Raw genomic sequence first — 23,014 nt, 5'->3', positions numbered from 1 at the left:
CAGGCGCTAAGACCTGTCATCTCCGTCAGGAAGCCTTGCTGATTCTTAGCGTAGGGCTGAAGCGCAGCATGTCCAGACACACATCAACCAGTTGCTCGGCCTCTGCCGGCAATGAAAAGCTGTCTGGAACCAGCAGCCATTGATAAATGATGCCGTTTACGTAAGAAAACAGGGCGACTGCGGCACGGGCCGTGTCGAGATCTTTTGGAAGTTGCCCCTGACGTACGGCATTGTTCAGCCCCAGGGTGATCCGGTCGTGGCACTGTATGGCGTTGTCCTGGCGCTGACGACGAAAATCACACATCTCGTCAGTAAACTCGCATTTGTGAAACAGGATTTCATTGATGCGACGGGTTTTCGGGTCCAGTGCGAGCTCATGAAACAAATGAATCAAAAGATTTCTCATACAGCCCAGTGGGTCTTCTTCCTCTTCGCTCTGACTGGCCTGCGCCATTTCATCGAGTGGTTCCTGAAGACTGTCGAGCATTGCCTGGACCAGATCGGCCTTATTGTTGAAGTGCCAGTAAATGGCTCCTCGCGTCACACCAGCAAGGGTTGCGATGTCAGCCAGCGTGGTGCGGGCGACGCCTCGCTCATAAAAAGCCTGCTCGGCAGCCTCCAGAATCTGGCTGCGAGTGATCTGAGCTTCCTCTTTGGTGCGACGAACCATGGCAATAAAACCTCAAAAAATTTACCTCAGGCATACGTCTGGTGGCAGGCCTGGAGATATGACCGGGCGGCATTTGTCTCGCCTTGTCCCGAATTGGCTGTCGGCACTGTGAATAGTGGCCGAATGCGCACAGCGGGTGTTTACAAACAGCCGCGAATGTAAGTATATTCCTTAGCATGCTACTTATCTAGCCGAAATATTTTTTAACACTTCAACGTACTGTTGAGACAACAGGCTCCTGCCCCGAGGATCTTCATGCAATTCAAGCCAGCTGTTACCGTTCTGGTCACTGCCGTCGCCCTGGCAACCCTGCTCAGTGGCTGTAGCAAGAAGGAACAGGCGGCCCCGCCTGCGCAAACCCCTCAGGTCGGCGTCGTTACCCTCAAAGCACAGCCCTATACCCTGACCACCGAGCTGCCAGGCCGGACCACCGCATTCCGCGTCGCCGAGGTACGCCCTCAGGTCAACGGCATCATTCTCAAACGTCTGTTTACCGAAGGTGGCGACGTCAAAGCCGGTCAGCAGCTCTATCAGATCGACCCGGCTGTCTATGAGGCCAATGCCAACAGCGCCAAGGCGACCCTGCAGTCTGCCAAGTCGATGTCTGATCGCTACAAGCAACTGGTCAGCGAGCAAGCGGTAAGCCGTCAGGAATATGACACCGCCCAGGCATCGACGCAGGAAGCTCAGGCCGCCTTGCAGACCGCCCAGATCAACCTGCGCTACACCAAGGTGCTGGCACCTATTTCAGGTCGTATCGGCCGCTCCGCAGTGACCGAAGGCGCACTGGTCAGCAGCGCCCAGACCGAAGCAATGGCAACCATCCAGCAGCTCGACCCGATCTACGTGGATGTGGTTCAGTCGTCTGCCGACATGCTCAAGCTGTGCAATGACCTGGAAAGCGGCAAGCTGCAGAAAGCCGGCGACAACGCGGCCAAGGTCAAGCTGACGCTGGAAGACAACAGCGTCTATGGCCAGGAAGGCAAGCTGGAATTCTCCGAAGTATCGGTTGACCAGACCACAGGCTCGGTCACCTTGCGCGCCGTATTCCCGAACCCGGAACATCGCTTGTTGCCTGGCATGTTCGTCCACGCGCAATTGCAGGCTGGCGTCAGTGCGAAAGCCATTCTGGCACCGCAGCAAGGCGTGACCCGCGACCTGAAAGGCACGCCGACCGCCATGATCGTCAACCAGGACAACAAGGTTGAAATGCGTACGCTGGTGGCCAACCGCACCGTGGGCAGCGACTGGCTGATCGAAGACGGCCTGAAAGAAGGTGATCGGGTCATTACCGAAGGCTTGCAGTACGTCAAACCAGGCGCCGAAGTGAAAGTCGCCGAAGCGACCAACGTCAAAGGAGCAAACCCGGCACCTGCCCCGGCCACTGATAAAGCCGCAGGCAGCAAAGGGGAGTAACCCATGTCGAAATTCTTTATTGATCGACCCATTTTTGCCTGGGTTATTGCCCTCGTGATCATGCTGGTCGGTGCGCTGTCGATTTCCAGCCTGCCGATCAACCAGTACCCGAGCATCGCACCGCCAGCCATCGGTATCCAGGTCACCTATCCGGGCGCCTCCGCTCAGACGGTGCAGGACACTGTGGTGCAGGTGATCGAGCAACAGCTCAACGGTATCGACAACCTGCGTTATGTGAGCTCGGAAAGTAACTCCGACGGCAGCATGACCATTACCGCGACCTTCAATCAGGGTACCAACCCTGATACGGCGCAGGTTCAGGTGCAGAACAAGCTCAACCTCGCGACCCCGCTGTTGCCACAGGAAGTGCAGCAACAGGGTATCCGCGTGACCAAGGCAGTGAAGAACTTCCTGATGGTTATCGGCCTGGTGTCCGAAGACGGCAGCATGGGCAAGGAAGACCTGGCCAACTACATCGTGTCGAACATGCAGGACCCGATTTCCCGGACCTCCGGTGTGGGTGACTTCCAGGTGTTCGGTTCGCAGTACGCCATGCGTATCTGGCTGGACCCGGCAAAGCTGAACAACTTCCAGCTGACTCCGGTGGACGTGAAAAACGCGATCACCGCGCAGAACGTCCAGGTATCGTCCGGCCAGTTGGGTGGCCTGCCGTCCATCAGCGGCCAGCAGCTGAACGCCACGATCATCGGCAAGACGCGTCTGCAGACCGCCGAGCAGTTCGGCAACATCTTCCTCAAGGTCAACACCGACGGTTCGCAGGTTCGCCTCAAGGACGTCGCGACTGTCGGCCTGGGCGCAGAGAACTACAGCACCGACTCGCAGTTCGACGGTAAACCGGCATCGGGTCTGGCAATCAAACTCGCGACCGGTGCCAACGCACTGGACACCGCCAAGGCTATTCGCGCGACCGTTTCGTCGCTGGAGCCGTTCTTCCCGCCAGGCATGAAAGTCGTGTACCCGTATGACACCACGCCAGTGGTCAGCGAATCGATCAATGGTGTGGTGCACACCCTGATCGAAGCGATCGTGCTGGTGTTCCTGGTGATGTACCTGTTCCTGCAGAACTTCCGCGCCACGGTCATCACGACCATGACCGTACCGGTAGTATTGCTGGGTACGTTCGGCATCCTCGCGGCATTCGGCTTCACCATCAACACCCTGACCATGTTCGGTATGGTGCTGGCCATCGGCTTGCTGGTGGACGATGCGATTGTGGTGGTAGAAAACGTCGAGCGGGTCATGGAGGAGGAAAAGCTCTCCCCGCGCGACGCCACGATCAAATCCATGACCCAGATCCAGGGGGCGCTGGTCGGTATTGCGCTGGTGCTGTCGGCGGTTCTGCTGCCCATGGCGTTCTTCGGCGGCTCTACCGGGGTGATCTACAAACAGTTCTCGATCACCATCGTCTCGGCCATGGCCCTGTCGGTGGTTGTCGCCCTGATCTTCACCCCGGCGCTGTGCGCCACCATGCTCAAGCCTATCGACGAGAAGACCCACGGCCAGCCAAAACGTGGTTTCTTCGGCTGGTTCAACCGCACCTTTGACCGCAGCGTTCTGAGCTACGAACGTGGCGTCGGCAACATGCTCAAGCACAAATGGCCGGCGTATCTGGGCTATATCCTGATCTGCGCAGGCATGGTCTGGATGTTCATGCGTATCCCGGCCGCGTTCCTTCCGGAAGAAGATCAGGGCGTCATCTTTGCCCAGATCCAGACCCCGGCAGGCTCCTCTACCGAGCGTACGCAGGAAGTCATCGACAACATGCGTGAATACCTGCTGACCAAGGAAAGCGGTGCAGTGAAGTCGGTGTTCTCGGTAAACGGCTTCAACTTTGCGGGCCGCGGTCAAAGCTCGGCGATTGCGTTCGTCATGCTCAAGCCGTGGGAAGAACGTGATTCCAACAACAGCGTCTTCGAACTGGCCAAGCGCGCTCAGGGCTATTTCTTCAGCCTGCGCGACGCAATGGTGTTCGCGGTCGTTCCACCGTCTGTTCTCGAGCTGGGTAACGCCACAGGTTTCGACGTTTACCTGCAGGATCAGGGCGGCGTGGGTCACGACAAACTGATGGAGGCGCGTAACCAGTTCCTCGGCATGGCAGCGCAGAGCAAGATTCTCGCAGGCGTGCGTCCGAACGGGCTGAATGACGAACCGCAATACCAGTTGATCATCGACGACGAACGCGCCAGTGCGCTGGGCATTACCCTGTCGGACATCAACAACACACTGTCCATCGCGTTGGGCGGCAGCTACGTCAATGACTTCATCGACCGTGGCCGTGTGAAGAAGGTGTACATCCAGGGCGATGCGGGTGCCCGTATGACGCCTGAAGACCTCAAGAAGTGGTACGTGCGCAACAGCTCGGGTGAAATGGTGCCGTTCTCGGCCTTCGCCAGCGGCAAATGGACCTACGGCTCACCGAAACTGTCGCGCTACAACGGCGTGGCAGCAGAGGAAGTGCTCGGTACTCCTGCCCCGGGTTACAGCAGCGGCGAGGCGATGGCCGAGGTAGAAGCCCTGGCCAAGAAACTGCCGCAAGGTATCGGCATTTCGTGGACCGGTCTGTCCTACGAGGAACGTTTGTCCGGCTCGCAGGCCCCTGCCCTCTACGCGCTGTCGTTGCTGGTGGTGTTCCTGTGTCTGGCGGCGCTGTATGAAAGCTGGTCGATCCCGATCGCGGTCATCCTCGTGGTGCCGCTGGGGGTTATCGGTGCACTGATGGCAACCAGCCTGCGTGGCCTGTCCAACGACGTGTTCTTCCAAGTGGGCTTGCTGGTGACGGTGGGTCTGGCGGCGAAGAACGCCATTCTGATCGTCGAGTTCGCCAAAGAGCTGCACGAACAGGGCAAGAGCCTGGTCGACTCGGCAATCGAGGCGTGCCGCATGCGTCTGCGCCCGATTATCATGACGTCCATGGCGTTTATCCTCGGCGTTGTGCCGCTGGCAATCTCCACGGGCGCAGGTTCAGGTAGTCAACATTCGATCGGTACTGGTGTAATTGGCGGTATGATCACCGCCGTTATCCTGGCGATCTTCTGGGTGCCCCTGTTCTTTGTCTCGGTTTCAGGGCTCTTCAAGAGCAAGAAGAAACATATTTCACACGATGAGGCTGGCCAATGAGCAAGTCATTGATCTCTCTTGCAGTTACCGCGTTCATTCTCGGCGGCTGCTCTTTGATCCCCGAGTACAAGCAGCCGGAAGCACCGGTCGCCGCTCAATATCCGCAAGGGCCGGCGTACTCGCCGGTCGAAGGCGCCAAAATGGCTGCCGCGGAGCAAGGCTGGCGGCACTTCTTCAATGATCCGGCGCTGCAACAGCTGATTCAGACTGCACTGCTCAACAACCGCGACCTGCGGGTCGCGGCCCTGAACATTGACGCTTACCGTGCCCAGTACCGTATTCAGCGCTCGGACCTGTTCCCTGCTGTTTCGGCGACAGGTAGCGGTACTCGTCAACGCGTGCCAGCCGACCAGTCGCAAACCGGTCAAGCAGGCATCACCAGCAGCTATTCGGCAACGCTGGGTGTCAGCTCGTACGAGCTGGACCTCTTTGGCCGGGTGCGCAGCCTCAGCGAGCAGGCGCTGGAGACTTACTTCTCCAGCGAAGAAGCGCGTCGCAGCACCCAGATCAGTCTGGTGGCCAGCGTCGCCAATGCCTACATGACCTGGCAGGCCGACAAGGAACTGCTCAAGCTGACGCAGGACACCCTCAAGACCTACGAAGAAAGCTATCGCCTGACCTCGCGCAGCAATGAAGTCGGTGTTTCCTCGGCCCTGGACCTGAGCCAGTCACGCACCGCCGTCGAAAGCGCGCGTGCCAAACTGGCTCAGTACGAGCGTCTGGTTGCACAGGATCAGAACAGTCTGGTTCTGCTGCTCGGCACCAGCCTGCCTGACAACCTGCCGGCCAGCCACTTGCTGGATTCCGACATGCTGACCGAAATGCCGTCTGGCCTGCCGTCCGACCTGCTGCAGCGTCGTCCGGACATTCTGGAGGCCGAGCATACGCTCAAGGCAGCCAACGCCAACATTGGCGCAGCACGCGCAGCGTTCTTCCCCAGCATCAGCCTGACGGCCAGTGCCGGAACCAGCAGCAGCGAGCTGTCCGGCCTGTTCAAGGGCGGATCGGGTGCATGGCTGTTCCAGCCAAGCATCAACATCCCGATCTTCAACGCCGGCAACCTGCGCGCCAGCCTGGACTACTCGAAGATCCAGAAAGAAATCAGCGTCGCCAACTACGAGAAGGCGATTCAAACCGCCTTCCAGGAAGTGTCTGACGGCCTGGCTTCACGCAAGACCTACGACGAGCAGCTCCAGGCGCAACGTGACTTCGTCGCGGCCAACCAGGACTACTACCGTCTGGCCGAGCGTCGCTACCGGATCGGTATCGACAGCAACCTGACCTTCCTCGACGCCCAGCGCTCGTTGTTCAGCGCGCAACAAACGCTGATCACCGATCGTCTGTCGCAGCTGACCAGCGAGGTCAATCTGTACAAGGCCCTAGGCGGCGGCTGGTACGAAAGGACCGGGCAGACCGAAACCATCTCCAAAGAGAAGCCTTCGGTTCAGCTGTTCTGATTTAAAGCGGCACACAAAAAAACCACCTGATCAGGTGGTTTTTTTGTGGCCGAAACAAGCCTGCGATCAATGATCCTGATGCAGGTACTTGGGCTCTTTGGGCAGGCGCAGACTGAACAGAAAGGCCACAGCCATCATTACGGTCACGTACCAGTAGAAGCTGTTTTCCATCCCGGCACTTTTGAGTTTCAGTGCGACAAATTCGGCAGAACCGCCGAACACTGCGTTGGCAACCGCATAAGCCAGCCCGACACCCAGTGCGCGGACCTGAGGCGGAAACATCTCGGCTTTGACCAGCCCGCTTATCGAGGTGTAAAAGCTGACAATTGCCAACGCCAGGGTAATCAGCGCAAAGGCAATGAACGGGTTGGTGGTGGTTTTCAGGGTAATCAGAATCGGCACCGTGCACAGTGTACCCAGCGCGCCGAACCACAACATCGAATTACGACGACCGATGCGGTCCGCCAGCATGCCGAAAAACGGCTGCATGCACATGTACAGAAACAGCGCGCCGGTCATGATGTAGCTGGCGGTCTTGGCTTCCATGCCTCCGGTGTTGACCAGGTATTTCTGCATGTAGGTCGTGAAGGTGTAGAAAATCAGCGACCCCCCGGCGGTGTAGCCCAGCACGGTGATGAAGGCCGCTGCGTGATGCTTGAACAGTGCGGCAATACTGCCTGCGTCTTTGTCCTGACGGCTTTCGGCGGTAGTGGTTTCATTGAGTGTGCGACGCAGCAACAAGGCAATGACAGCGGCGGCCGCACCGATCACGAACGGGATACGCCAGCCGTAGTCACGCAGCTCTTCGGTGGTCAGAAACTGCTGGAGGATGACCACTGTCAATACGGCAAGCAACTGACCGCCGATCAGGGTGACGTACTGGAACGAGGCATAAAAACCGCGCTGCCCGCGCAAGGCCACTTCACTCATGTAAGTGGCCGTGGTGCCATATTCACCGCCCACCGACAGGCCTTGAAGCAAGCGCGCCATGAGCAGCAAGGCCGGTGCCCAGGCACCGATCGAAGCGTAGGTTGGCAAGCAAGCGATGATCAGCGATCCCGCGCACATCATGGTGACCGATATCAGCATGGAGTTCTTGCGGCCATGCTTGTCCGCCACACGGCCAAACAACCAGCCGCCAATCGGGCGCATCAGAAAACCAGCAGCAAACACGCCTGCGGTGTTGAGCAACTGTACCGTCGGATCATCGGAAGGAAAAAAGGCAGGTGCGAAATAGATCGCGCAGAAGGCGTAGATATAAAAGTCGAACCATTCGACCAGGTTGCCGGATGAAGCACCGACAATGGCGAAAATTCTTTTGCTTCGCTCCTCGCCGGTGTAATGCGGTGCTTTTGATGTTGTAGTCATTATTTTCCCCAAGCAGAACTGTCCATAAGAAACAATCTGTAACACCGTCTTTAATCGAGCACAATAAGTCAGAGCAATTCAGCCACCAGGAAAAATCGGCAGGGTTGAACATCCAGTGCCCGGACGAACAACAACCCGGATCATCGGCCCGCCTTTTCGTGGAGGCAGACAAACGATCCGGGTTGCTGGACAACAGGTTGAAACGGGAGCGCTTACCGCTCGATGGCCAGCGCAAGGCCCTGCCCTACGCCGACGCACATGGTTGCCAGGCCTTTGCGCCCCCCGGTTTTTTCCAGGTGGTGCAACGCCGTCAGCACCAGCCGCGCGCCGCTCATGCCCAGTGGATGGCCGAGCGCAATAGCCCCGCCGTTCGGGTTGACCTGCGGTGCGTCATCCGCCAGGCCCAGTTCGCGCAGAACTGCCAGACCCTGGCTGGCGAAGGCTTCGTTGAGCTCGATGACGTCGAAATCAGTCACCGCCAGACCCAGCCGCTCGACCAGCTTGCGTACCGCAGGCACCGGGCCGATGCCCATCACCCGAGGCGCAACCGCCGCGCTGGCCATGCCCAACACACGGGCGCGTGGCGTCAGGCCGTGCTTTTTAACAGCGTCGGCCGAAGCCAGAATCAATGCAGCAGCCCCGTCGTTGACCCCGGAGGCATTACCTGCGGTGACAGTTTTGTCCGCGCCGTTGACCGGCTTGAGTTTGCTCAGGGTTTCCAGGCTGGTATCGCTGCGCGGATGCTCATCCTTGTCGACGATGGTTTCGCCTTTTTTGTGCGCAACCCGTACCGGCACAATCTCTTCCTCGAAAAAGCCCGCAGCCTGGGCAACGGCAGTGCGCTGCTGGCTGCGCAGGGCGAAAGCGTCCTGATCGGCTCGAGAAATCCTGAAGTCGGTTGCAACGTTGTCGCCTGTCTCGGGCATTGAGTCCACGCCGTACTGTGCTTTCATCGCCGGATTGATGAAGCGCCAGCCAATGGTGGTGTCTTCCAACTTCATGTTGCGCGAGAACGCTGCATCAGCCTTGCCCATCACGAACGGTGCACGGGACATCGATTCGACGCCACCGGCAATCGCCAGCTCGATCTCGCCGGAAGCGATGGCACGGAACGCGGTGCCGATGGCGTCCATCCCGGAAGCACACAGGCGATTGAGAGTCACCCCCGGCACGCTCTCCGGCAGCCCCGCCAACAGCGCAGCCATGCGCGCAACGTTGCGGTTGTCCTCACCGGCCTGGTTGGCACAGCCGAAGAACACTTCGTCGATCTCTTCCCAGTTGACTGATGGGTTGCGCTCCATCAGTGCCTTGATCGGCACCGCGGCCAGGTCGTCGGCACGCACCGAAGACAGCCCCCCGCCAAAGCGACCGATGGGTGTGCGAATCGCATCGCAAATAAATACTTCACGCATCACGCTTCTCCTGCAACCTGACCATGAGCGGCGGCAGTCCGGGCTTCCAGATCACGCAGCGCCGTCAGCTCGACCTCGGTAGGCTCTTCGGAAACGACCACTGTGTCGGCAAAGCGGATCTCCCAGCCCGTGGCAGCAATCACCTGCTCGCGGGTCACGCCAGGGTGCAGCGTGGTCACAACGAACTCGTTGGTGTCAGCTTCCGGCTCCATGATGCACAGGTCGGTAATGATCCCCACCGGGCCGGCACCGGGCAGCCCCAGGCGCTTGCGAGAATCGCCGCCCTCGCCGTGGCCGACCGAGGTAATGAAGTCCAGCTTGTTGACGAACGAACGCGCCGACTGCTTGAGAATGATCAGCACTGACTTGGCCGAACCGGCGATTTCCGGCGCGCCACCGGCACCCGGCAAGCGCACTTTGGGATGATGATAATCACCGACAACGGTGGTGTTGATGTTGCCGAAACGGTCCACCTGCGCTGCGCCGAGAAAGCCGACGTCGACGCGCCCGCCCTGGAGCCAGTAACGAAAGATTTCGCTGGTGGATACCACCGTGTCGGCGGTTTCCGCCAACTCGCCATCGCCAATCGACAGCGGCAACACGGTAGGTTTGGCACCAATCGGGCCGGACTCGTAGATCAGCACCACGTCGGGCGCTGATGTCAGACGCGCCAGGTTCGCAGCCTTGGAGGGCAGACCGATGCCAACGAAGCACACCGAGCCATTACGCAGACGACGGGCTGCTGCAACGGTCATCATTTCACTGGTGGAGTAAGTCATTATTTGGCCTCCGAAGCGCGAGCCAGCTTGCTCTGGAATTCACTGAAATCTGCGGTGCCGTGGATATATTCGTCAATCCACGCGGTGAAGGTTTCACGGTCCCGGGCAATCGGGTCCCAGGCCTGGTAGAACGGGTTGTCACGCTCGTAATAGCCGTGCGCATAGGAGGGGTGAGCACCACCGGGCACCAGGCACACGGCGCTCAATGCCCAGGTCGGCAGTACACAGGAATTCATCGGCGCTTGCAGGTCATCGACAATTTCTTCCACCGTCACAATGCATCGCTTCGCAGCCAGCGCGGCCTCTTTCTGCGCGCCGAGAATCCCCCACAGCAGCACGTTGCCTTTGCGGTCGGCTTTCTGCGCATGGATAACAGTCACATCCGGGCGTACCGATGGCACAGCCGCCAGCACCTCACCGGTAAACGGGCAGGTTACCGTCTTGATCAGCGGGTTGACCTTGGGCAGGTCGGACCCGGCGTAGGCGCGCAGCACTGCGAACGGCAGGCCCGACGCACCAGCCACGTAGGCGTTGGCGAGGTCGGCATGGCTGTGCTCTTCGATTTCCATCGCGCGCGGCCATTGCTTTTCAACCGCATCACGCAGACGGTGTAGAGAACCGACGCCGGGGTTGCCGCCCCACGAAAAAATCAGACGCTTCGCACAACCGGCACCGATCAACTGGTCGTAGATCAGGTCAGGCGTCATGCGCACAAGGGTCAGGTCTTTTTTACCCTGACGGATAATTTCATGACCAGCGGCCGTGGGGATCAAATGCGTGAAGCCTTCCAACGCAACGATGTCGCCATCGTTGACCAGTTGCTTCACCGCATCGCGTAGAGAAAGAATGTCTGCCATGAGGTGCTCCGAACCCAACATCACGTTCAATGAACAGCGCGAAGACCTGCGCCGGAATGAAAATGAGGTTATGCCTGAGCAGACAGGCAGACAATCCGATAATCGACTAACCGTTCGGTAACCGAACAAATTCAGCTAACTAACAATCGCTCACGAGCTCGGATAACCAGGCCCGTTTAACCATACCCAGGCAAACAAGGTCAGGTAAACAGCTGCGTACTCAGGTCGCGACTGGCATCGAGCATGATCGGCAAAAAGCGCTGTTCCAGCTCGCTGCGTGCCACACGCCCGGCGCTGGTACTGACATTCAGCGCAGCCAGCACCTGGCCCGACGCATCATAGACCGGCACGGCAATCGAGCGCAGCCCCTGCTCCAGCTCCTGATCGACAATACACCAGCCTTGTTGACGAACCAGTTGCAGACGCTCGAGCAGCGCTTCCGGCGTGCGAATGGTACGACTGGTCTTGGGCTGCAGATCGACATGATCAAGGTATTCATGCAACGACACATCATCCAGCGCGGCCAGCAGAATTCGGCCCATGGACGTGCAATATGCCGGAAGGCGGCCGCCCACCGAGAGGTCGACCGAGATCAATCGCTGCGTGGTCGCCGAGCGCGCGATATAAAGGATGTCGTCACCTTCCAGCGTGGCCATGTTGCATGCCTCGTGCAACTGATCGCTCATACGGTCCAGATACGGCTGCGAAGAGGTCGCCAGAGGCGTCGATGACAGATAGGCGTGGCCCAGGGTCAGCACTTTGGGCAGCAGCGAGTACGTACGGCCATCGGTGGTCGCGTAACCCAGCTTGATCAACGTGTGCAGACAACGACGTACCGCAGCGCGGGGGATTTCCGTCCGGTGGCTGATCTGTGCAATGGTCAGGTGCCGCTTGCGCTCCTGAAAAGCATGAATAACGGCAAGCCCGCGCGCCAGCGAAGTCATGAAATCCGGGTCGCCGGTCAGCGCCTGAATGCGCTTTGCGGGTGACGCCACGATGGGCGGTGCCAATGAGGCAAAAGATTTACGCAGTTCATCGTTCATTGACACACCCTCTGTAACTCCCTTCAGCCCCTGTGGAGCGCAGGTTTCAGGTCTATTGGAAGCAGTGAAGACAGTCTCTGCCTGTGCGATTATCGAACAGGTGGCCGATAATCGCAATTGACCCGCCGTAAATATACTTATACCTTTACCTCTGCCACGAAGTGACTTCTTGGAAATTACTGGTCAGGTACCCACTGAGAAGTCCAAGGCAGCGGCCTTGCTCACCAAGCAAGGCCGTTTTCATTGCGGCAGCGCCTGCTGCGCATGAACACGCCCCGCCTGTCGAACCCCCGCATCACAACTCCAGATATCGTGCATATAAAACTCTCTGAATTCCATCGTCAGGGTTTTGTCACCAGGTGTGTAAAATTTGTTTTATAAAAGTTCCGTCATATAAATGGCTCACTAAAACTTCGGAACAATCGTACAAAAAAACCAGACCTGTGAACTTATTCAACCTCTGTTGTTGACGTAACAGAACTTCTTGGAGATAGTATCCATCAGTGGGTTGGCAACACCCTCGCAAACGATTGATCCGTTCACCCGATTTCTGCCTCGATTATCCCGTCGAAGCGCTGTCACGGTGCACCATCGCCGCGCGATCAAAGGGAAGCCTGCCAGCGCAAGCCTTGCGCTTGAAATCACACACATGTCGCTACGACAGCTGTTTCTCTGGTGTACGTAGCCGCAGGCAATAACAGGATGCTCCGCAACCTCTTCGGGTAATGGCCCGAGCAGGTCTCTGGCTGTATCTGGTATACAGTCCGAATGGCGTGAACATACTTGCATTGTTTTGCGTCATCACCAGAACTCAATCGACTCGATCAGGTATTACAGTGACTAAAGATGAACTGCGCGCGGAACTTGAGCGCCAGGAACAACGTTACAAGGATGTCTACGGCGGTGAAATCACCACCTACGCCGCGCAACCGGAACCGGAACGCAAGCCTTGGCGCAAAAGAGCCAGCCTGCTGGACCAGGCGTTCAAGCAAGAATTGCAAAAAATGGAAGAAGGCCTGAAAGAAGAGCCGTGACATCGTGGGTCTCATGATCCCCGACTGCTCATCTCTGCCTTCCTGCCCCTGGAATTACCCGCCTTACAGCCTCATTGAGTATTCAACGGGGCGGCGCTCATGCGTCTTTTTTTTGGTTTGAGGCGACACCTCGCAGTGACGACAAGTCGTTCGGTATTTTTTCTGTCATAATCGCGCCCCCTTCAGACCCGGTCAGAAAACCTACATGATCGATTTATTCAGCGGGCTTGATGCCTGGGTGCTTGTGAGCCTTTTGCTCGCCCTGGCTTTTGTCCTCACCTTCGAGTTCATCAACGGCTTTCATGACACCGCCAACGCGGTGGCGACAGTCATTTACACCAAAGCCATGCCGCCTCATCTGGCCGTGTTCTTCTCTGGTGTATTCAACTTCCTCGGCGTGCTGCTGGGCGGTGTGGGTGTTGCCTACGCAATCGTCCATCTGCTGCCGGTCGAACTGCTCATCAACGTCAACACCGGACATGGCCTGGCCATGGTGTTCTCGCTGCTGGCGGCGGCCATTACCTGGAACCTCGGTACCTGGTACTTCGGCATCCCGGCCTCCAGCTCGCACACCTTGATCGGTTCGATACTCGGTGTCGGTCTGGCCAATGCACTGATCAACGGCACCCCGTTGGCCGACGGCGTCAACTGGCAGAAAGCGATCGACATTGGCGCTTCGCTGGTGTTCTCGCCGCTGGCCGGCTTCATCGTTGCAGGCCTGGTGCTGGTTGCGCTGAAATGGTGGCGCCCGCAGTCGAAGATGCATAAAACCCCGGACCAGCGTCGCAAGCTGGACGACAAAAAGCACCCGCCATTCTGGAACCGCCTGGTGCTGGTCATTTCCGCAATGGCGGTCAGCTTCGTACATGGTTCGAACGACGGCCAGAAAGGCATCGGCCTGATCATGCTGGTGTTGATCGGCATCGTGCCCAGCCAGTTTGTACTGGACCTGACCAGCACGACCTACCAGATCGAACGTACCCGCGATGCGACCCAGCATCTGAGCCAGTTTTATCAACGCAACAGCAGCACGCTGGGCGAATATCTGGCCATGGGCAAAGCTGAAAAAGGCGACTTGCCGTCCAGCTCTGCCTGTAATCCGAAGCAGACCGAACCCACCATCGACGCGTTGCTCGACCGCCTCAAAGGCGTATCCGACTACCACTCGCTGGCCCCTGAAAGCCGTATCGAAGTGCGCCGCTATCTCTTGTGCCTGGACGACACGGCCCGCAAGGTCGGCAAACTTCCAGACCTGTCGGCGCGTGAAAAGTCCGATCTGGAGAAACTTCGCAAAGACCTGACCACCACCACAGAATACGCACCGTTCTGGGTAATTCTGGCGGTCGCACTGGCACTGGGCATCGGTACCATGGTTGGCTGGAAACGTGTGGTACTGACGATCGGCGAGAAGATCGGCAAACAGGGCATGACTTACGCACAGGGCATGTCGGCGCAAATCACCACCGCCTGCGCAATCGGCCTGGCTAACGTGTTCAGTCTGCCGGTTTCCACCACCCACATCCTGTCATCAGGCGTTGCCGGGACCATGGTCGCCAACAAGAGCAGCCTGCAAGGCGGAACGGTTCGCACCATCCTGCTGGCCTGGGTGCTGACCCTGCCTGCAACGGTCGCCTTGTCCGCAGCGCTGTTCTGGCTGGCCTCCAAGGCACTGTCCTGACTCAGAGCCCTTCAGGTGGTGCAGCCTTGCACTGCCTGAAGGGCTTGATTCACCCCTCTCCCTCCACACCTTTCTCGACAAGCCTTTCAGCGGGCATTTCCGATTGCTGCAACTCACGCCATAGCGCTGCTGCACCGTCGAAATCGGCACCGTTTTCCGGAGTCAGGGCGGCGGGGTCATAGCGGCTGAGACAGCCCTCGCCAAGCGTGGCGGGAGCGGTGGATGTGGCTTTTTCGAAAGGATCGGTCATTGGCTGTCACCCTGAGCGTTGCACCATTGCCGACGAGCCAGGTCGGGAGCGCGACAGGCGCACTCCCGAAAAGATAGATCAGTCGAAGACGACTGTCTTGTTGTCGTGTACCAGAACACGGTCTTCCAGATGAGCGCGCAGGCCGCGGGCCAATACCATCTTTTCCACGTCGCGACCGAAGCGCACCATGTTTTCGATGCTGTCGCGATGGCTGACGCGCACCACATCCTGCTCGATGATCGGGCCGGCATCGAGCTCTTCGGTCACATAGTGACAGGTCGCGCCAATCAGCTTGACGCCACGCAACGACGCCTGATGATAAGGCTTGGCGCCGACGAAGGATGGCAGGAAGCTGTGGTGAATGTTGATCACCTGATGGGCATATTCACGGCACAGCTGTGGCGGCAGAATTTGCATGTAACGCGCAAGGACCACAACGTCCGCCTGATGATGCCCGACCAGACGCGAGACTTCGGCAAATGCAGGCTCCTTGTCTTTCGGGTCCACCGGGACATGGTAATAAGGAATGTCATGCCACTCGACCATGCTGCGCAGGTCCTGATGGTTTGAAATCACACAGGCTATGTCACAGTCGAGTTCGTCGCTGTGCCAACGGTGCAGCAGATCGGCCAGACAGTGCGATTCGCGGCTTGCCATGAGCACGACGCGCTTCTTCTGCGCCGAGTCGGTGATGCGCCAGTCCATCGAAAACTCTTCCGCGATCAGCGTGAACGCTTCACGGAACCCGTCCAGGTCAAAAGGCAGGGTGTCGGCACGTATTTCGTGACGCATGAAAAACCAGCCGCTGAGATTGTCCGAATGATGACTCGCTTCGGTGATCCAGCCGTTATGGGACGCCAGAAAGTTACTGACTTTGGCAACGATGCCTACACGGTCCGGGCAAGCAATCACCAGACGAAAAGTGCGCATTGGGGGAAACTCCAGAACTTCGCAAAGCCGCTATTCTAGCGGCTGCGCAGCAAAACTGCAGTATCTTTGCTGCCTGAATGTGCAGGCAGAAAAGGACACCGCCCAGGCAAAAGATTGCACCGTGCCAGTATCGACTTTTACCACCCGCGACGCCTAACAAAACCTATATAAAGAAGGGCTTTATAGCGAGGATCTTTTGAAGGGGGCTCGGCGCTTGCCTAGTTCAGACGTCTGTAGGACGCGTGTATATTGCTAAATAATTCAAATAAAACTTTTATTTAATGTTTACTTGCTCATTTACAGTGACTATTATTGCCCCACTGTATCCCTGCAACCTACACAACATAAGGTCTCCTCATGTCCCTGATCAACGAATACCGCGCCACAGAAGAAGCCATCAAAGAACTGCAAGCCCGTTTGAAGAACCTGTCGCAAGACGACAAACTGCAAACCGAGCTGGAATTCGAAGGTAAACTGCGTACGCTGATGGGCGAATATCAAAAGTCGCTGCGTGACATCATTGCCCTGCTGGATCCGGATGCCAAGGTAAACAAAGCCCCCCGTGGCGGCGCTGTTAAACCTGCCGGTACCAAACGCGCCCGCAAGGTCAAGCAATACAAGAACCCGCACAACGGTGAAGTCATCGAAACCAAAGGTGGCAACCACAAGACATTGAAAGAGTGGAAAGCCAAGTGGGGCAGTGACGACGTCGAAAGCTGGGCCACTCTGCTGGGCTAAGCTTCAAACGGTCGCGCTTCATTGCGATTGCAAAAACGCCAGCCTGCTGGCGTTTTTTATTGTCCGTTATTTATACACCCAGACGTTTACTCAGCGCCTGCGCGTAATCCTGCCATTGGCGCAATACCTCCAACTGCTCTGGCGCGGCACTAAGAGAGCATTCAGCCAGCGCAGTCGCAAGGTCCTTCAGGGTATTGGGCGCCCCCCGTTCCGGGTCGCTCAGCCGCTGCTGACAGAAGTCCTGCCACCGCTGTTGCTCTTCACTGCTCAAGGTGTCAGGAAAGTTACGAGCGCGGTACCTGAATAACAATTCAGGCAAGCGGGCGTCATCAAACGGCCACGCGTCACGTGCCAGTTGTTCGGGCTCGGCTTGCCGAACTTGCTCGCACAGTCGACGATCACGGTCACCGATAAAACCGTCATATAACTGCTGTTCTGGATCCTCACTTGCAGCAAAATCTTCCTTGCCATAAAGGACGCTCAGTTTATCCTGCCAAACTTCCCGGCTTTCACTCAACTGCGTTGCGCGTGCCTGGTAGCCCGCCATGTCCAGTTGCAGCCGCTGCTGATCTTCGCTGCGTAGCACCCCCAGGGGGGCTATCACCGGGCAACGGTTTATATGCAGTAATTTGAGAGGCACCGGCAATTCGCCTTCCCCCAGCGCTTCATGCCGGGTATATAAACGCTGCTTGAGTATTTCAGCGTCGTCTTGCAACAACGGTGAAGGGTCAAGGTGCAGGTCACAGACGATCAGCGCGTTGCGGTTATGCGGGTGCCATGCCAGCGGAAGCACCACGCCAAGGTAATTGCGTGCCGCAGAAAAACGTCCCGATATATGCACCAGTGGCTGCATCAGACGAACCTGCTCCTGGACTTTCTGTTTACTGCGTAATGCGAACAGGTAGTCATAAAGCTTCGGCTGTTTTTCACGAATCAGGCGCGCCAGGGCAATAGTTGCACGCACGTCGGATAACGCATCATGCGCCTGTCCATGATCAATGCCGTTGGCAGCAGTCAGTCGTTCCAGCTTGAGTGTGACGCGACCGTCCTGTTCGGGCCAGACAATGCCGTCGGGGCGTAATGCATAGGCCGCGCGCACGACATCAATCAGATCCCAGCGGCTGTTACCACCCTGCCACTCGCGTGCATAAGGGTCGAAGAAGTTGCGATAAAAACTGTAACGCGTGACTTCATCGTCAAAACGCAAGGTGTTGTAACCCGCACCACATGTCCCTGGCGCAGATAGTTCGGCATGTACGCGGGTCATGAAATCCGCCTCGCACAAGCCTTTTTCCGCCAGCGTGGCCGGCGTTATTCCGGTAATCATACAGGCAACGGGATGGGGCAGAATGTCGTCACTTAGCTGGCAATGAAGATTGACCGGCGGCGCGATTTCATTGAGTTCGGTATCGGTGCGGATGCCGGCCATCTGCAGCGCACGGTCATTGCGCGGGTTGATGCCGGTGGTTTCGTAGTCGTACCAGAAAATGCTGGAAGTCACGGGCTGATCCTGAACAAAAGACCCGCGAAGTGTAGGGCGTGACAGGTGTCATTGCCTAATCGGGTAATATCCGGCGTACCGGGAAATGTTTTCTTACAGCCCGCGTCTTGAATGGTCGGTTGCTTAGCTCCGCTGCGATAGCTAGCATCAGTTTTCGTTTTCAGGCGCGTCCTCCGACAATGTCATCCCTTCCCGCTTCGCCAAGGAATGCAGCGCTGCCCACGCCACTGGACACCCGCATTGAAATCGAGACGCCGGAAGGCATCGATATGGTTCTTCGCCCTGCCGGACTGGTTTCCCGCGCATTGGCGTTCGGAATCGACTTCGCCATTCGCGCAGCCGTTATCGGCGTGTTCTTTTTACTCTTGCAGTGGTTTGACAAGCTCGGCATGGGCCTGGCCGCCATCGTGTTTTTTCTGGTCAACTGGTGGTACATGGTGCTGTTTGAAGTGCTGAGTCAGGGGCGCACTCCCGGAAAGCGGGTCCTCGGCCTGCGGGTGGTGCACGATGACGGCACGCCGATAGACTGGTCCGCGTCGTTGATACGCAACCTACTGCGTTTCGTCGACATGCTCCCGCTGGGCTACGGGCTAGGTGCAATCAGTTGTCTGAGCCATCCATTGTTCAAACGGCTGGGTGATCTCGCAGCCGGGACGCTGGTTATCTATAGCGACCAGCCTGTAACGCGCCCCACCCTGCCAGAGGCAGAACCGGTGATTGTGCCGTTCGCCCTGCATCTGGACGAACAACGGGCAGTGCTCGGTCTGGCGGAACGACAAGGTGAACTGTCCATTGCCCGCACCCGGGAGCTGGCCGCAATTCTTGCTGAACCCTTGCACATCCCCGCTGATCAGGCGGTCGCTCATGTAAACGGCATCGCCCGCAACCTGCTGGGGCCGAAATGAAGCAGAGCCTCTTTGAAACCCGCCATAAAGATGAGTGGCAACGTTTTGGTCAGCGCCTTGATGCGCTGGAAAACGGCAAGGCCGATGTCAATGCTTGCGAAACATTCCCCTGTGATTATCGACGCGTCTGCCACCACCTGGCGCTGGCACAGGAGCGTGGCTACAGCAGCCACCTGGTCGACCCCCTGCATCAACTGGCCATGCGTGGCCATCAACAACTTTACCGCCACCGCAGCGCGATGGGCGCTCGTCTGCTGGGCTTTGTACTCGGAGGTTTTCCGCGACTGGTGCGCGCCGAGTGGCGTTTCGTCCTGGTCGCCAGCCTGTTGTTCTTCGGCAGCCTGATCGGCATGGGGTTGTTGGTCTACGGTTTTCCGCAACTGATCTACAGCATCGTCAGTCCTGAGCAACTGGCCGACATGCAGAGCATGTATGACCCATCGGCCAGCCGGATCGGACAACCCGCCGAAAGAGCTTCCGACGCAGACTGGATGATGTTCGGCTACTACATCATGAACAATATCGGTATTGCCTTTCAAACCTACGCCAGCGGTTTGCTGTTCGGGCTCGGCAGCCTGTTTTTTCTGCTGTTCAATGGGTTGATGACAGGCGCAATTGCCGGTCATCTGACCGACATAGGCTTTGGGCAGACATTCTGGACATTCGTCATCGGTCACAGTGCTTTCGAGCTGACCGCCATCGCCATGGCCGGGGCGGCGGGTCTGAAGCTGGGATGGGCTTTGCTGGCCCCAGGAAGACTGACGCGCAGTACCGCGCTGCGCATTGCGGCCAGGACCAGTGTGCAACTGATCGGCGGGGTCATTCTGTTCCTGCTTATTGCGGCATTCATTGAGGCTTACTGGTCATCGATGACCTGGCCCGGACCGCTGCTCAAGTACCTTGCAGGTGCCGCCCTATGGTTGCTGGTCGCCGCGTATCTGACCCTGGCAGGACGTACCCCTCATGCGCCTGACTGAGTCAAACGTCGCCATACGTCCTCGATCCCCTTGGGAAGCCATAGACCTGGGCGTGCTGTTGGCGGGTCGGCACCGCGGTCTGCTGATGAGCAGTTGGGCAATCGTCACCCTGCCCGTTTTTTGCCTGCTCAGCGCACTGCTATGGGACTATCCCACGGCCGCCATTCTGCTGTTCTGGTGGCTCAAGCCTGCGTTCGAACGCTTGTCGCTGCTCATCCTGTCGCAGTCACTGTTCGGGACAACGCCTACGCTCGGGCAAGCCCTCAAGGCGTGGCCCGCCACTTTGAAAAGCCAGCTGTTGCCAAGCCTGTTGTGGCGAAGACTCAGCCTGAGTCGCAGCTTTCAGTTGCCGGTGCAGCAACTGGAGCATCTGGCAGGTACGGAGCGCGCCCTGCGCATCAGCCTGCTCAGCCAGAAAGACCTGCGCGCCGCACGGCTGCTTACCATCGTCGGCGCACACCTGGAATACTCATTGTGGATAGGCCTGCTGATTATGCTTTACGCGTTTATTCCGCAGCAGATCCAGATCGACTGGCACTGGATGAGTCTGCTCGAAGTTGAAAACCAGTGGCTATGGATCGACCACCTGACCAACCTCTTTTATGCCCTGGCGCTGGTACTCTGGGAACCCATCTATGTTGCGTGCGGCTTCACCCTGTATCTCAATCGCCGTACGGTCCTTGAGGCGTGGGATATAGAGCTGGTTTTCAGACGCCTGCGTCAGCGCCTGATCGGCAGTGCCTATGTGTTGTTGATCGGCGTCGGACTGGCGCTTTCGACAGCACCAGCAACGGTCTGGGCAGAACAACAGAGCTACAGCTGCCCGCTGCCCGATAGCAGCGCGACAGAACCGCCCGCCACCCTCGCAGCACCGGACACGCCGCGCCTGATCCGTCAGACACTGACCAGCGAAGCAGCCCGCAGCGAAATACACGGCATCCTGCAACAGCCGCCCTTCAAGAACCCCAAAACCGAGACAGGCTGGCACTTCCCTGAACAACAGAAAAGCCAGTCTGTGGTTCGGGACACTCACGACCAGGGCTGGCTGATTACCTGGCTCAATCGGCTTCTTCGGGCCGCAAGCGCCCTGGCCAGCCTGATTGAAGTGCTGCTCTGGGGCGTGGTTATCGGCCTGACCGGGCTGGTGCTTTGGTATTACAAAGACTGGTTCAAAACCTTTGCAAGCAGGGCGCCCGGCAGAACAAAAATCGCCCGCCCGGCTCCCCGGCAGCTACTGGGCCTGCAAGTGAATGCCGAAAGCCTCCCTGAAGATGTCGCCGGCCGGGCCGAACAGCTTTGGAGCAGCCAGCCCCGTGAAGCCCTGAGCCTGTTGTACCGCGCACTGCTCAGTCGCTTGCTGAACGACTATCGACTGCCGTTGAAAAGCGCCGATACCGAAGCTCAGGTATTGGCGCACATCGCTGCGCTGAACCAGCCGCTGCTCAGTGAATTCAGTCATGACCTGACCATGCACTGGCAGAACCTTGCCTACGGGCATCGACTGCCACCGGCCCATGCCCGGCAGCAACTCTGCGATGGCTGGCGTCGCCTGTTCAACCCGGCGGTGCAGGCATGAGCCGCCGTAGCGGAATACTGATCGGGCTACTGGCCCTTTTACTGCTGGCAGGCGCAGGGCTTTACCTGAGCCGTCACCTGGAGCGCTACGAGAAAACCGTGGATCAGGGCCCCTCGCCACAGGCAAAGGCCAATCCCTGGCTTGCGGCCGAATACTTCCTGCGTGGCCTCTCTATCCCGGTAAACACCACTGACACGCTGGCCCGACTTCCCGACCCGAGTCAAAGTACCCAGACGCTGCTATTGCTCAATGACCGGGAAGACATGACACCTGCACAAACCGAACGGCTGCTGAACTGGGCCGAAGCGGGCGGGCACCTGCTGGTAGTGGCCGAGCAACTCTGGAATGAGAAAAAAGGTCGCAGCGGCGATCTGTTGCTGGACAGGTTGCAGGTTCATCAATACCTCACTACGGACATCAATGCGCAGGAACAACAGCTGAACGACGCTCAGCCGCCACTGCCCATCCCGTTGATAACGCCCTCCGCCAAACGCAAAAAAGAGCCCTGGCCGGAATTGACCCGCCTGTATCTGGAAAACGAAAGTGCCCCGGCATACATGAGCTTCGATCCGGCGTTCCATCTGGAAGATCCGCAAGACCATGCACAGTCGTGGGCCAACAGCGCCGATGCCACACACCTGCTGCAAATAAACCGTGGTAACGGATTGATCACGATTGTGACTGACGCCAACCTGTGGAAAACCCGCTCGATCGGCAACTATGACAATGCCTGGCTGCTCTGGTATCTGACCCAGGGCAGTGAAGTGACCCTGGTGCTGCAAACCGAACACGACAACCTGCTGACCCTGCTGCTGCGCAACTACCCTCAGGCACTGCTGACGCTGGCGTTGCTGATTGGCCTGGGCCTCTGGCACATCGGCCTGCGCGAAGGCCCGATGCGACGGCCCGCCCCCCTTGCACGTCGCCAACTGACCGAGCACCTGCGTGCCAGCGCCGAGTTCCTGCGCAGACGCAGCGGGCAACAAACGCTGATAAAGAGCCTGCAACAAGACATCCTGCGCCGCGCCCGCCAGCTTCATCCAGGCTTCGAGCGGCTGGCTGTCGCAGAACAATGGCAGGTGCTTTCGCGCCTGACGCGGCAGCCCACCAGCGCCATCAGCGACGCTCTGCGCCCTCGCCCGCCGCAACGCGTCTCACACAGTGAATTCACCCGTCAGGTAGCCCACCTGCAAACGCTCAGGAATGCCCTATGATCCTGCACTGGCGAATCGTTGGATATCTGCGATATTGAAATCAAACCTTTAGAAGCTCACGGGTACGTAGT

The 23,014-nt window shown here is 58.2% G+C and carries 19 protein-coding genes; 10 read left to right on the top strand and 9 right to left on the bottom strand.

The genetic code is table 11. The features are described 5' to 3' along the window. Positions 1-25 precede the first annotated feature (25 nt). Positions 26-670 (bottom strand): auxin-lysine conjugate-binding transcriptional regulator PmeR, encoded by a 645-nt coding sequence (gene pmeR, locus AC4ANK_RS07370; protein ID WP_002554958.1) that lies wholly within the window; start codon positions 668-670, stop codon positions 26-28. A 255-nt stretch (positions 671-925) separates the two neighbouring features. On the opposite strand from pmeR, the gene AC4ANK_RS07365 reads away from it, so the two are divergent. Genes AC4ANK_RS07365 through AC4ANK_RS07355 form a run of 3 tightly spaced genes read left to right on the top strand, consistent with a single transcriptional unit; the run spans position 926 to position 6,681 of the window. Further along, positions 926-2,086, top strand: coding sequence for an efflux RND transporter periplasmic adaptor subunit (locus AC4ANK_RS07365; RefSeq protein ID WP_460383266.1), 1,161 nt, complete (start codon positions 926-928; stop codon positions 2,084-2,086). Positions 2,087-2,089: 3 nt separating this feature from the next. Then, positions 2,090-5,224, top strand: coding sequence for an efflux RND transporter permease subunit (locus tag AC4ANK_RS07360; RefSeq protein ID WP_002554960.1), 3,135 nt, complete (start codon positions 2,090-2,092; stop codon positions 5,222-5,224). After that, entirely contained in the window at positions 5,221-6,681 is a 1,461-nt protein-coding gene (locus AC4ANK_RS07355; protein WP_002554961.1) for an AdeC/AdeK/OprM family multidrug efflux complex outer membrane factor, read from the top strand. Before AC4ANK_RS07360 ends, AC4ANK_RS07355 begins: the two co-directional genes overlap by 4 nt. Positions 6,682-6,747: 66 nt before the next feature. Here AC4ANK_RS07355 and AC4ANK_RS07350 read toward each other — a convergent pair whose 3' ends face one another. The 5 genes from AC4ANK_RS07350 to pcaR all read right to left on the bottom strand — a co-directional run bounded on the left by AC4ANK_RS07350 (position 6,748) and on the right by pcaR (position 12,140). Continuing rightward, a complete protein-coding gene (locus AC4ANK_RS07350; RefSeq protein ID WP_002554962.1) occupies positions 6,748-8,049 on the bottom strand; it encodes an MFS family transporter in 1,302 nt (433 codons plus the stop codon). Between the two features lie 212 nt (positions 8,050-8,261). Next, positions 8,262-9,464: a 3-oxoadipyl-CoA thiolase gene (pcaF, locus tag AC4ANK_RS07345; RefSeq protein ID WP_170947366.1), complete on the bottom strand. Its 1,203-nt coding sequence runs from the start codon at positions 9,462-9,464 to the stop codon at positions 8,262-8,264. Next, positions 9,461-10,243, bottom strand: coding sequence for a CoA-transferase subunit beta (locus AC4ANK_RS07340; protein WP_170947368.1), 783 nt, complete (start codon positions 10,241-10,243; stop codon positions 9,461-9,463). The genes pcaF and AC4ANK_RS07340 overlap by 4 nt, the downstream gene beginning before the upstream one ends. Next, the gene (locus AC4ANK_RS07335; RefSeq protein ID WP_002554965.1) at positions 10,240-11,097 is read right to left on the bottom strand and encodes a CoA transferase subunit A; all 858 of its coding nucleotides are present in this window, start codon (positions 11,095-11,097) and stop codon (positions 10,240-10,242) included. Before AC4ANK_RS07335 ends, AC4ANK_RS07340 begins: the two co-directional genes overlap by 4 nt. 200 nt (positions 11,098-11,297) lie before the next feature. Beyond that, positions 11,298-12,140, bottom strand: coding sequence for a pca regulon transcriptional regulator PcaR (pcaR, locus tag AC4ANK_RS07330; protein ID WP_002554966.1), 843 nt, complete (start codon positions 12,138-12,140; stop codon positions 11,298-11,300). Between the two features lie 836 nt (positions 12,141-12,976). Here pcaR and AC4ANK_RS07325 point away from each other — a divergent pair. Next, positions 12,977-13,174, top strand: a complete 198-nt coding sequence (locus tag AC4ANK_RS07325) for a hypothetical protein (protein WP_002554967.1) — start codon at positions 12,977-12,979, stop codon at positions 13,172-13,174. Positions 13,175-13,379: 205 nt separating this feature from the next. Then, complete coding sequence (locus tag AC4ANK_RS07320) at positions 13,380-14,852, top strand: inorganic phosphate transporter (protein ID WP_460383270.1); 1,473 nt, start codon at positions 13,380-13,382, stop codon at positions 14,850-14,852. Between the two features lie 49 nt (positions 14,853-14,901). Here AC4ANK_RS07320 and AC4ANK_RS07315 read toward each other — a convergent pair whose 3' ends face one another. Together AC4ANK_RS07315 and purU are read right to left on the bottom strand one after the other, a co-directional pair. Beyond that, positions 14,902-15,102 carry a hypothetical protein gene (locus AC4ANK_RS07315; RefSeq protein ID WP_002554969.1) on the bottom strand — a complete coding sequence of 67 codons (201 nt, stop codon included), beginning with the start codon at positions 15,100-15,102 and terminating at the stop codon, positions 14,902-14,904. A 78-nt stretch (positions 15,103-15,180) separates the two neighbouring features. After that, positions 15,181-16,032 (bottom strand): formyltetrahydrofolate deformylase, encoded by an 852-nt coding sequence (purU, locus tag AC4ANK_RS07310; protein WP_002554970.1) that lies wholly within the window; start codon positions 16,030-16,032, stop codon positions 15,181-15,183. Between the two features lie 357 nt (positions 16,033-16,389). Here purU and mvaT point away from each other — a divergent pair, with 357 nt between their 5' ends. Further along, positions 16,390-16,770, top strand: a complete 381-nt coding sequence (mvaT, locus tag AC4ANK_RS07305) for a histone-like nucleoid-structuring protein MvaT (RefSeq protein WP_002554971.1) — start codon at positions 16,390-16,392, stop codon at positions 16,768-16,770. Between the two features lie 70 nt (positions 16,771-16,840). Here mvaT and sbcB read toward each other — a convergent pair whose 3' ends face one another. Further along, complete coding sequence (gene sbcB / locus AC4ANK_RS07300) at positions 16,841-18,271, bottom strand: exodeoxyribonuclease I (RefSeq protein WP_031597607.1); 1,431 nt, start codon at positions 18,269-18,271, stop codon at positions 16,841-16,843. Between the two features lie 179 nt (positions 18,272-18,450). Here sbcB and AC4ANK_RS07295 point away from each other — a divergent pair, with 179 nt between their 5' ends. The 4 genes from AC4ANK_RS07295 to AC4ANK_RS07280 are packed head-to-tail and all read left to right on the top strand — an operon-like array spanning position 18,451 to position 22,943. Beyond that, a complete protein-coding gene (locus AC4ANK_RS07295) occupies positions 18,451-19,176 on the top strand; it encodes an RDD family protein (RefSeq protein WP_002554974.1) in 726 nt (241 codons plus the stop codon). Further along, complete coding sequence (locus AC4ANK_RS07290; protein ID WP_460383274.1) at positions 19,173-20,153, top strand: stage II sporulation protein M; 981 nt, start codon at positions 19,173-19,175, stop codon at positions 20,151-20,153. Before AC4ANK_RS07295 ends, AC4ANK_RS07290 begins: the two co-directional genes overlap by 4 nt. Continuing rightward, positions 20,140-21,729, top strand: a complete 1,590-nt coding sequence (locus AC4ANK_RS07285) for a DUF4129 domain-containing protein (protein ID WP_002554977.1) — start codon at positions 20,140-20,142, stop codon at positions 21,727-21,729. Before AC4ANK_RS07290 ends, AC4ANK_RS07285 begins: the two co-directional genes overlap by 14 nt. Then, positions 21,726-22,943, top strand: a complete 1,218-nt coding sequence (locus AC4ANK_RS07280; protein ID WP_002554978.1) for a DUF4350 domain-containing protein — start codon at positions 21,726-21,728, stop codon at positions 22,941-22,943. The genes AC4ANK_RS07285 and AC4ANK_RS07280 overlap by 4 nt, the downstream gene beginning before the upstream one ends. The last annotated feature ends 71 nt before the right edge of the window (positions 22,944-23,014 follow it).

It is taken from the genome of Pseudomonas sp. Pmew2, from assembly GCF_058129885.1.
Note: the sequence above shows the minus strand (reverse complement) of the source record. Positions and strands in the feature narration are given on the sequence as shown.

What these genes read in the sequence shown, in the direction of transcription:
- AC4ANK_RS07285 (WP_002554977.1), top strand. Translation starts at nt 20,140, where the DNA reads ATGCGCCTGACTGAGTCAAACGTCGCCATACGTCCTCGATCCCCTTGG.
- AC4ANK_RS07335 (WP_002554965.1), bottom strand. Translation starts at nt 11,097, where the DNA reads ATGGCAGACATTCTTTCTCTACGCGATGCGGTGAAGCAACTGGTCAAC.
- AC4ANK_RS07350 (WP_002554962.1), bottom strand. Translation starts at nt 8,049, where the DNA reads ATGACTACAACATCAAAAGCACCGCATTACACCGGCGAGGAGCGAAGC.
- AC4ANK_RS07290 (WP_460383274.1), top strand. Translation starts at nt 19,173, where the DNA reads ATGAAGCAGAGCCTCTTTGAAACCCGCCATAAAGATGAGTGGCAACGT.
- AC4ANK_RS07360 (WP_002554960.1), top strand. Translation starts at nt 2,090, where the DNA reads ATGTCGAAATTCTTTATTGATCGACCCATTTTTGCCTGGGTTATTGCC.
- mvaT (WP_002554971.1), top strand. Translation starts at nt 16,390, where the DNA reads ATGTCCCTGATCAACGAATACCGCGCCACAGAAGAAGCCATCAAAGAA.
- AC4ANK_RS07355 (WP_002554961.1), top strand. Translation starts at nt 5,221, where the DNA reads ATGAGCAAGTCATTGATCTCTCTTGCAGTTACCGCGTTCATTCTCGGC.
- AC4ANK_RS07315 (WP_002554969.1), bottom strand. Translation starts at nt 15,102, where the DNA reads ATGACCGATCCTTTCGAAAAAGCCACATCCACCGCTCCCGCCACGCTT.
- AC4ANK_RS07320 (WP_460383270.1), top strand. Translation starts at nt 13,380, where the DNA reads ATGATCGATTTATTCAGCGGGCTTGATGCCTGGGTGCTTGTGAGCCTT.
- purU (WP_002554970.1), bottom strand. Translation starts at nt 16,032, where the DNA reads ATGCGCACTTTTCGTCTGGTGATTGCTTGCCCGGACCGTGTAGGCATC.
- AC4ANK_RS07295 (WP_002554974.1), top strand. Translation starts at nt 18,451, where the DNA reads ATGTCATCCCTTCCCGCTTCGCCAAGGAATGCAGCGCTGCCCACGCCA.
- AC4ANK_RS07365 (WP_460383266.1), top strand. Translation starts at nt 926, where the DNA reads ATGCAATTCAAGCCAGCTGTTACCGTTCTGGTCACTGCCGTCGCCCTG.
- AC4ANK_RS07280 (WP_002554978.1), top strand. Translation starts at nt 21,726, where the DNA reads ATGAGCCGCCGTAGCGGAATACTGATCGGGCTACTGGCCCTTTTACTG.
- pmeR (WP_002554958.1), bottom strand. Translation starts at nt 670, where the DNA reads ATGGTTCGTCGCACCAAAGAGGAAGCTCAGATCACTCGCAGCCAGATT.
- pcaR (WP_002554966.1), bottom strand. Translation starts at nt 12,140, where the DNA reads ATGAACGATGAACTGCGTAAATCTTTTGCCTCATTGGCACCGCCCATC.